This window comes from Nostoc sp., from assembly GCF_036919495.1.
In the GTDB taxonomy this organism is placed as follows: Bacteria; Cyanobacteriota; Cyanobacteriia; order Cyanobacteriales; family Nostocaceae; genus Nostoc.
This window is the reverse complement of sequence record NZ_JBALBZ010000178.1, coordinates 1-10,811: the sequence shown is the minus strand read 5'-3', so window position 1 is coordinate 10,811 and position 10,811 is coordinate 1. Positions and strand designations below refer to the sequence as shown.

The window sequence follows — 10,811 nt, the reverse complement described above, 5'->3', positions numbered from 1 at the left end:
GATAGGATTGCAATTCTAGAATTCAAGAAAACCTTTGTAGATAATCCCGACCCAAATAATCCAAGGGAGATAAAAGGCGATCCACGATTCCGCTATGACCAAGATTTTATTAGAACGCATGTTGCCCCCGCATTCCTAAATAGAATGTTGCAAGCTCTTAAAGACCTTATAGAGTCGGGAATTGACTATGAATGCACAACCGACGCTTTCTATAACCTTCAGAAAGAAAATAACCATCTCTTTGACTTCATTGAAGATGAAAAGCTTGGTTATGTGGAAGGCGGCGAGATATCAGCAAATGATTTATGGTTCTTGATGGAAAACTGGTACAAGCAAAACGACACGTTAACCATAGATGAGAATGGCCGGCGGACATGGGTAGATCAGGTACGCCCCAGCGATAAAAACGTGAAGGGTGTTAACCAAGTTATCGCTCGAATAATTCAACTCTTCCCAAAGGCAGTTAAAGCTAGTCGGTACTGTGATGTTCGGAAAAAACAGATTCCAATCCTCAAGGGTATAGGTATTTTGCCAGTTACCCGCCCCAGTTTAGAGGAAACCCGCCCCACTTCCGCCCCACTTCCCGCCCCAGAAATTGGCTTACAGCAAGACTTCCGCCCCACCCGCCCCACTTTTTCTGAATTTGAAAAAAACATTGAGAATGAAGTTGTGCTTTGTCAAACCGAATCATTTTCTTCCCCAATGCAAAATCAAGAAAATGTAACCCAAACTGGGGCGGGTATAGCGGAACCCTTACAGAATAAGGAAAAGCAGGAAGATAACTGGGGCGGAACTGGGGCGGGTAGCTCTAAAACTGGGGCGGGTATCCCAACTGAGCATGAGGCAGTGACCGCCACGACAATTACATCTGAGACTACTTTGGCAGAAGCTGAGAACGATAACTCCTATTCACTGCTACAAGTTGAAAAAGATGACCAAGATGTTATCGATTATGTTGGCCGTCAGGTAGAAGTCAGAGAAGGTAATGGTAGTGTCAAGTTTGCTGGCGAGATTGTTGAGTGCGATGTGAGAAATGCGATCGTCAGTGTGATGACCGAGCAAGGCAACCGAGATGCATATTTCAGCGAAGCATTTGTGATTGACTAGATAAAACTGAGTTAACTTTCCCAATTTGGGAATATATCAAAATCTCTAATGCCAGCGAGTTACCTTGCATCTAGCTTTGCTATGGGTCGGTTAGGTGAAAAGCGCGATCGCAATTAAAAAAGGATGGGTTGCCCACCCACTAATTTGCTACTCGAATGGCTCTTGCAATATTTCGGGGCATGAGTAGCATTCGCGCAGAAAACCGGGTTAAGAGATATTACATGAGTAAGACAAGCATTTTTAGAAGCTGAAACCCTTATTTTCTCGTTGAATAGTGACTCGATAATAAATTTAAGTCAATGAGCTTGGTTATCAGGAAAATCTTTATCTAACAAGGCTTTTAAGCTTAACTCGGTTTTCTGTTCCGATGATGATACTGTTGGCGAAAGTGTTACAAACGCATAAACAAAAGTATTACAACTAAAAGCCGCAACGATAGATTGAAGGTTTGAGCTTACGTAACACTCTGCAATACAAATATGTATTACATTCGCCAACAGTATCCGATGATACTCATACCCCAAATTGTGTAATGACTAAATTAATCAATTCGTGAGGCCCCGACGAACTGGGGACACTTCGTTTAGAGCGGGTGGTGTGGGGGACGGGCAATAATTTACTCGTGCAGTGGCCTCCAACTCAGCAGCCCGCCCCCCACACTCCGCTACGCCACCCGCTCTACCCCAGTTCTTGAACAGTGCTTTAGTAGAAAAAATTGAGAATGGCAATTTGTTATTTTAGCAATAACTGATTCACCACCATCAACCACTTTCCAGTTTGAGCAATCGAGACTTAAGCCAAGCTTATCAATCCGCTTCTTAGCCACTGATCCACTTCCCTCCTGTGAAATTACTGCTCTATTTGGGTATTCTTTATATAACCAGCTAAAGCGTAAGCAAAATTCCGTAAGCAGTGATGAAATTTAGCAAATGTTGGGCAATTTAAATATAAAGCTGTTAATCGGAGAAGCCTTTAAGGAATAAAAGGTTTATATCGGGGTCTCACCCTTACTACTTTTGCAACTAAGGAGATGTTAGTGACTAAAAAGAATGGAGAAACTGAAATTATGTTAGCTCATCTCGTTAACAGCATAGAGCAAAAATCTTTAGACTTATCGCTGTTAACAAAGGCAGAATTGCATCAGTTGCTCGTGGAATGGAACGACACCCAAGCCGATTACCTAAAAGACATATGTATTCACCAGTGGTTTGAGTCCCAGGTCAAGTCAACACCCACTAAGGTCGCCGTAATTTTTGAGGACAAGCAGCTCACTTACCAGGAATTAAACTGCCGAGCCAATCAACTAGCACACTACTTGCAGACTCTAAAGGTAGAAGCTGAGGTTTTGGTAGGAATTTGTCTAGAGAGATCGCTCGATATGGTTATAGGACTTTTAGGCATCCTCAAAGCTGGTGGGGCTTATGTGCCATTAGATCCAGCGTATCCTCAAGAGCGCTTGGCATTCATGATAGAAGATTCGCAAATGCCTATATTGATTACTCAGAGACAATTTCTCAATCGGTTGCCGGCACACAAGTCAAACGTTGTCTTACTGGATAGCGACGAGCAATTATTTGCTCAAGCTAGCGACCAAAATCCGCGCAGCAACATTACTGGGGAAAACTTAGCCTACACAATTTATACTTCTGGTTCTACAGGCAAACCTAAAGGCGTACAAATTAATCACAAATCTGTAGTTAACTTCCTCTATGCTATGAGCCAGCAACCAGGAATAACAGAACAAGACACGCTGCTTGCCGTAACTACAATTTGTTTTGATATTGCAGCTTTAGAAATCTACTTGCCCCTAATTGTTGGCGCTAGGGTTGTCCTAGTCAGCCGCGAAGTTACGCTCAATCCACAACAGCTAGCCCAGGGTATCGAGCGCTCGAGGGCGACAATTATGCAAGCAACTCCCGCCACTTGGCAATTGCTCCTAGCATCTGGTTGGCATGGCAATAAACAACTAAAAATTCTCTGTGGTGGTGAGTCCCTCAGTAGAGGACTAGCCAATCAGTTGTTAGAAAAGGTCGGTTCAGTATGGAATATGTACGGTCCCACAGAAACTACTGTTTGGTCAACGGCTTGTAAAGTAGAACCTAGTAACAGTCGGATACTCATAGGTAGACCTATTGCTAACACGCAAATTTATGTTCTAGATCACCTGCTACGCCGTCAGGGAGACCCCATCAAGCTCGTACCTATAGGAATGCCAGGAGAGTTGTGTATTGGTGGTGTTGGTCTAGCAAGAGGTTACCTCAACCGACCTGAACTCAATAAAGAGAAATTTATTCTTAATCCTTTAAGCGAGGAGCCAAACGCTCGCCTCTATACAACTGGAGATTTGGCTCGCTATCTACCAGATGGAAATATTGAGTTATTAGGGCGGATTGATAATCAAGTTAAAATTCGTGGCTTCCGAATTGAGTTAGAAGAAATTGAGGCAGTTATTAATCAGCACCCTGCGGTAAGAGAATCTGTGGTAATTGGTCGCCAAGATTTGTCAGACGACAAACGCCTAGTTGCCTATGTAGTCCCAAACTTACAACAGCCAGAATCTCAGCAGCATTTACAAGTAGAGTTATCTAATGCAGAGTCAACTTGGCAGTGGCAGAAAGTATGGAATGAAACCTACAGCCAATCGAATACTAGGCAAGATCCAACATTTAATATTAATGGCTGGAAAAATAGCTATACAGGGCAGCTCACCTCAGTGCCGGAGATGCATGAGTATATTGAACGCACAGTAGAGCGAATTCTATCATTACACCCTAACCGTGTACTGGAAATCGGTTGTGGTACAGGGCTACTACTATTTCGCATTGCTCCTCACTGCTCTCATTACTTGGGTACGGATATTGCACCCGAAGCTATTCATTATCTCGACCAAGAGTTGCAGCGCAGTCAGCATGATTGGTCACAAGTGAAGCTTGAGCAAAAAGCCGCCGCCGAAGCTTTTGAGGAGTTGGAGCCAGAAGCGTTCGATATTGTAATACTCAATTCCGTAATTCAGTATTTTCCCAGCATTAATTATTTAGTAGGTATCTTAGAAAGTGCTGTTAAAGCGGTCAAATCGGGAGGTCATATTTTTATTGGCGATGTCCGCAATCTACATTTACTAGAAGCTTTTCATACATCAGTGCAGCTATATCAAGCTGCTGGCTCTACGCCTATTACTCACCTCCAGCAACGCATCCAAGAGCGAATGGGGCAAGACAAAGAACTAGTAATCGATCCCGCTTTCTTTACTGCTCTTAAGCACCATCTTCCTCAGATTAGCCACATCCAAATTCAACTCAAGCGCGGTCGCCATCAAAATGAGCTAACCTGCTTCCGCTACGATGTAATCCTCCAAATAGGAACGGTAACAAGCAATCTATCAGAGGAATCTGCTGCGCCTAGTCCTTCCACTCGGCTAGACTGGCAGCACGAGCTAACACTACCAGCGATTCGTCAACGCTTAGTCGAGAATCAGCCAGAGATTCTTGAGATTACTGGGATCAAAAATGCAAGGGTCTTATCAGACGTTATCGCCAGCGAATTACTAATAAACAGCGATTGCCTTAAAACTGTGGAAGACTTACAGGCAGCTATTGAGGAGACGACTCAGCAATATAGGGCGCGGGCTCTCGATCCCGAAGATTTATGGAACTTGAGCCAAGAGTTACCTTATAGCATTTACATCAACTGGTCTAGCTCAAAGGGATCTGCTAGCTATGACGCGGTGTTTCAGCACCATTCCTCAAAGCAAACTAAGCCAAATAACAGCAGTATGGTCTCTGGGCTTGAGAGTGAATTTACTCTCAAGCCTTGGAATGCCTATACCAATCAATCTCTGCAAGCAAGGAATTCAAGCGATCTAGTTTCTCAGCTACGTATTTTACTCAAAGACAAGCTGCCCGAATACATGATTCCCTCTGCTTTTGTCCTTATCGATAGCTTACCGCTCACTCCTAACGGTAAAGTAGATCGGCGAAGTCTTCCCGAACCGAATCACTTTAGACCAATGTTGTCAGAGGCTTTTGTTGCACCTCGTACTTTATTAGAAAGTCAAGTGGCGGCAATCTGGGCTCAAGTGCTAGGAATCGAGCCAATAGGAATCAACGACAACTTTTTTGAGCTAGGAGGACATTCTTTGCTTACCGTTGAGATGCTCTTCCAAGTCAAAGAAATTCTTCACGTCGATTTACCTTTGCTATCGTTATTCCAAGCACCCACTATCGCTGGACTGGCCCAAGAAGTTGCTCAATTTCTGCACTCAAAAAATTCCCATACCACACGCAATATTAGCAGCGTAAATTTACAAGCCGAAGCTGTTTTAGAGCCAACAATTCACGCTGCTACTCCTATCCCTGAGCCAATCAAAGAGCCGCAACGAGTATTCTTAACCGGGGCAACAGGTTTTATCGGTGCTTTTTTACTGTACGAACTGCTACAGCAGACTGAAAGTAGCATCTATTGTCTTGTCCGGGCTTCAACTCCTGAGTCCGGCAAGCAAAAAATCTGCCGCAACTTAGAACACTATTTAGGATTTTTGGAACCAGAGCTTAGTTATAGAATTATCCCACTAATAGGAGATTTATCACAGCCACTTTTAGGGCTAACCGAACAACGGTTCCGAGAACTAGCCAGAGAAATGGATGGAATATATCACAATGGGGCATTCGTTAATTTAATTTATCCCTACGTCGCCTTGCGAGCCGCGAATGTTTCTGGAACCCAAGAAGTCTTGAGATTGGCAAGTGAAATCAAAACAAAACCCGTACATTTCATTTCCACCCTCGATGTCTTTCTTTCATCTGCTTATGCCCAGATGAAAGTAATTGAAGAACCAGACGAGCTAGCTTACTGTCAGGATCTTACTAATGGATATGCCCAAAGTAAATGGGTAGCTGAAAAGTTGGTAATGGCGGCCGCTGAACGGGGAATTCCTGTTTCTATTTACAGATTGGGAATGGTTACAGGGCATAGTCAAACAGGTGTCTCTAAGACCGACGATCTGATATGCAGGATGATTAAAAGTTTTATCCAACTGGAGCGTGCGCCTGATTTAGACCTGTTAATTAATCTTACGCCTGTGGATTATGTCAGCCGGGCGATTATCTATTTGTCGAGACAAAAAGCCTCAACAGGCAAAGCTTTTCATCTGATTAACCCTCAATCATTAGCCTTGAGCCAACTAATCAAAGCGATTAAAACTTTTGGTTATCCAATCGAGCAGATTGCTTATGACCAGTGGCAAACAGTTTTGCTAAATACTAAGTCTCAAGAAAATACTTTGAGTCCTTTATCATCGCTGTTTACTGAGAAGGTATCTACAGGACCTCTGACTTACATAGAAAGAATGTGGTTAGGATCGCAATCCTTCGCTCGTCAAAACACCGTTGATGGTTTAACAGATACTGCCATCAACTGTCCTGTAGTTGACTCTAGCTTGCTGCACAAGTATTTGTCTTATTTCGTTGATAGCGGTTTTTTAAAGACTCTGGAACTCAGCCCTTTCAACGCGAACAAATGAACTAATAAGGAAATAGCTGAAAGTCCCTGCCAATATAGATTATCAACGAAGAATTCAAGTATCCTGGGCAATATCGCTACCAGGGGACTTGAAAATGCTATCCTCCATCTTTGAGCAATTTATAAAAGAAAGTCCAGTAAGCGTGATGATGCAAGCGTTGATGTCGCATATATTTGCACCGGAACGGATGGATAGATTATTTACAAAACATGCTCAAGTGCAATATCAACAAGATTTGCTATTTTCTTCTCAAGTAGATTTGATGAGTTTGGTGGTATGTGGAGTCCAAAAATCAGTTCACGCAGCTTATAAAGCAAGAGCAGCAAATTTAAGTGTAAGTACAACAGCATTGTATAACAAGCTTTGTGGTGTTGAGTTAAGCGTCAGCCAAGCATTAGTAAGAGAAACAGCAAAAAACTTAGCAGAATTAGTGAAATTAGTAGGTGGAGAACAAGCAAATATATTACCAGGTTATTGCATAAAAATAGTTGATGGAACTTGTTTAAAAGGAACAGATCATAGACTAAAAGCAATCCGAAATCTAGCGGCATCCGCACTACCAGGAAAAGCGATAGTAGTACTCGAACCACTGTCAAAATTAGTTACAGATATTTTTCTAATTGAAGATGGTCATGCACAAGAACGTTCCGAATTTGATTCAGTATTAAAGAAAGTAGAAGCAAAAGATTTATGGTGTGGAGACAGAAATTTTTGTACATTAAAATTTTTATTTACGATTCAAGAGAAAGAAGCATTTTTCGTAATTAGACAACATAGAGGGATGATGATTGCGATTCCCACTTCGGAGTGGGAAATATTCCAAAGTTTTTCAACAGATAAAATCGCACAACTCCTACAGAAATTATCTACCGGTGTTCATCTGAAAAAGTTTTTAAAAGCTACTAGAGGAGCAAAAAAAACGAAAGTTCCAGTAATTTATGATAGGAAAAAAGGGCATATTTCAACGAATCGCCTTTTAGAGGAGTACAATCAACAGAAAAAACGCAGTTAATCCCGACCAAAAAGCTGATTAAATACACTGGCTAACCTGACGTAGAAAATTGGTATGGCTAGAGATATCTTCTTGTTTATTTTTTGTAATAAGTCATGATTTTAGGTACTAAAACCTCTTAATTCATAATTAAAATCACTCGATTTCGATAAATTAATATATAAATTCATATCATTCATTTTTTGAACAGTTGTAATTGCTAAAAAATACTTTTTTTCTAGCAATTTACAACTTGAATTACCCACAAGAGGATATAGTTCATTTGTACGCGTTGAAAGGGCTGACTCTGAAACTTTTAAATAACTAAGAGGCGTGAATGACTATTAAAAGATTGAATCGACCCTTAGCTATAGGTTTACCAAGAAGCATGAGTGCGATGGAAACTTGGGGCTTTGGCCTTACAGGTCACGTAGGATGGATTGGCACTGCACCTATAATTCATGCTGCCCTTGGACCAAAAGCTATCTTGGTCTGGCTGCCTGGAGTAATTGTGTCAGTGCTGCTGAACTTACAAGTACAACATTTGGGGAAGCACTGGTCAGATATAGCAGGAGGAACGCCAAACTACGCAGCTAGGCTACTGAAGAATTTCTATGGTTTAGGCAGCTATGTGGCAATTGGATATTTTATTGGATGGGTGGCGGCTCCAGCAGTTTACGCGATTGTCCTTACAGACTTGATTAAAGTCAACCTTGAACCAATAGGTATTACCTGTCCAGAAGCGCTCCTCAAAATTGGATTTGTAGCGCTTGCATTTATCGTAGGGTTAAGCGGTACCCGTGCCTTGGGAATCTTACACTTATTTTTTGTTATCCCAGCGATCGGATTGTTACTTGCTTTTTGTTTTCAAGGGCTTGGATGGTTAGCATTCTCAACTGATAGCCCTGGTATCTTCCCTACTAACTGGTCAAGCTTCAGCTTTGAAGAGTGGGCAAAGTGGTTTTTCATTTCCACTTATTCTACCTACTCTTGCGAAACAACTGCCTCCTTTGTTGCTGATAGCCGAAGCCCTGGTAAAACTTTATGGTTTCTCTCTTGGTCCGCTTGGCTGATTCCTCCCGTATTTCTGGGTAGTTCTTGGGTATTGATGCAACTGGCTACTAGTCCAGGGATGGGAGACAATTTATACTTAAATCTCTTAGCAGCAGCCCGTCCATTCTGGGGGGAATCAGCTTCATTTCTAGTAACACTATTAATTGCCTTTTGTTGTCTTCTAAGTTGTGCCACTTCCGTTGCCAATACATCTCGAATTTTGTACCAACTTGCCTTGGACGGTCAACTTTCACCTGTATTTACAGTTATTTCTCGAAAAGGTGTTTTAGAACCCGCTCTCATCTTTACTTTTATACTTAGCCTCTTATGTTTAACTTGGGGAAATATATCTCGTGTAGTGATGGTGACAGGTACTAGCTACTTAATTTCTATCATGGGATTTCATCTCGGACTATGGTTACACCGAAGCAAACCACAGGTGCTATTCCCTTGGTGGTCGCTCGCTTTTTTCATCATAGAGGTGGTTGTGCTGGTAGTAGGAGGTCTGGCTTGGGGCTGGCAAGACTTATTACTCGGACTATTAGTTCCTGTTTTCCTCTTGAGGGGAGACAAGTTACTACGCCGCATTCGATTTGCACCATTTCATGCCCAATGGTGGCAGCAACGTTATTATGCTACACCTAGCAGCAAACACCAAGACTTCATATTGCGGCAGGTGATTGTTTTAGTTTTTTTAATCTGTAGTGCTACTACAATAGGCTGGGTTATTAGTAGTAAGTTAGATAGAACTTCTAGCGAATTTAGTAGTCCGCTGTTGGCTGTTATATTGGTAACGCTTTCATTTGTAGGAGTAGGGATAGCCTGCTGGACTACTTTGCCACAGATTGCAGCTATTGACGAGGCAAGGCAACAAGCGAGAAATCTTTTCGTTACTGCCCTTGACACCGTTCCGGATACTATTTTAGTTCTAGATGAAAAAGGTACAATTTGTCAGGCAAACCCAGCTGCTGAAGAACTATTTCAGATAAATGTCCAGCATTTGCTCGGACGTCACTTAAATGAATTCTTTTCTAATCTGGCAGGGCCACCAGAGCAGTGGCTTAACCGAAGCGAACATACCCTAGAAAGTTTCCAGAGCTTACGCATAATTGAGTTAACCATCTCACGCCCATCTAGTCTCAATTTCCAAGAGTATGTGGCAATTGTGCGTGACATTACTGAGCGCAAGCAAGCGGAAGCAGAAATTCGTGATGCTTTAGACAAAGAAAAAGAACTCGGCGAACTGAAGTCGCGCTTTGTAACTATGACTTCCCATGAGTTTCGTACTCCACTGACCATAATTTTATCTTCTGCCGAGTTACTCGAACATTACAGTTTTAAGTGGAGTGAAGAAAAAAAACTTAATCATCTCCAACGCATTCAAAAAACGGTCAAACACATGACTGGGTTGTTAAATGATGTGCTGTTAATTAGTAAAGCTGAAGCCGGAAAACTAGAGTGCCATCCAGCACCGTTAGATGTGGTTCAATTCTGCCGTAACTTGATAGAGGAGATGCAAATCGCTACCGAAAGCCATACCATTACCTTTGTTAATCAGATGCACTGGATCAATGTTCATCAAGATGACTGCAATAAAGCTTGCTTGGATGACAAACTGCTACGGCATATTCTCAGCAATTTACTTTCCAATGCGATTAAGTATTCTCCTCAAGGTGGCAGCGTTGAGTTTGAACTGATTTGGCAACAGGGAGAAGTAATTTTCCGCATTCAAGATCAAGGTATTGGCATTCCAGTAGCAGACCAAGCTCAATTGTTTAATTCTTTTCATCGAGCTTGCAATGTCGGCACGCTCTCCGGTACGGGATTAGGGTTAGCTATTGTCAAACGGTCTGTTGACTTACATGGCGGCAAGATTGCCGTCAACAGTGAAGTCGGAGTTGGTACGACATTTACAGTGTCACTACCCTTGCACAAGTAGGTATAATTCGCGGGAACGGTACCTGCCAGTCTTGCGTAACTATAGCCCCGATTATAGATGCCGAGGCGCAATTCTGTATTTCTGTAAATAGGGGTATGAGTATCATCGGATGCTGTTGGCGAAATATTTCTTCACATTTGAAAACCCGACAAATGCTCCCAGTGAGCAGAGTTTTAAGGAAAGTGGGATGATGTTGATCAACA

3 protein-coding genes and 1 pseudogene are annotated in these 10,811 nt (G+C 42.2%); all 4 read left to right on the top strand.

Annotated features, from left to right (window positions below; translation table 11 throughout):
* A pseudogene (locus V7K25_RS25720) lies at positions 1-1,107 on the top strand (DUF5906 domain-containing protein); the annotation flags it as partial.
* Between the two features lie 1,036 nt (positions 1,108-2,143).
* Positions 2,144-6,625 carry an amino acid adenylation domain-containing protein gene (locus tag V7K25_RS25715; RefSeq protein WP_335161867.1) on the top strand — a complete coding sequence of 1,494 codons (4,482 nt, stop codon included), beginning with the start codon at positions 2,144-2,146 and terminating at the stop codon, positions 6,623-6,625.
* A 94-nt stretch (positions 6,626-6,719) separates the two neighbouring features.
* Positions 6,720-7,637, top strand: coding sequence for a transposase (locus V7K25_RS25710; RefSeq protein WP_335161865.1), 918 nt, complete (start codon positions 6,720-6,722; stop codon positions 7,635-7,637).
* Between the two features lie 316 nt (positions 7,638-7,953).
* Entirely contained in the window at positions 7,954-10,608 is a 2,655-nt protein-coding gene (locus V7K25_RS25705) for an ATP-binding protein (protein ID WP_335161863.1), read from the top strand.
* Positions 10,609-10,811 lie beyond the last annotated feature (203 nt).

Bases quoted from the DNA above. Each gene is read 5' to 3' on its own strand.
- V7K25_RS25710 (WP_335161865.1), top strand. From the start codon at position 6,720: ATGCTATCCTCCATCTTTGAGCAATTTATAAAAGAAAGTCCAGTAAGC.
- V7K25_RS25705 (WP_335161863.1), top strand. From the start codon at position 7,954: ATGACTATTAAAAGATTGAATCGACCCTTAGCTATAGGTTTACCAAGA.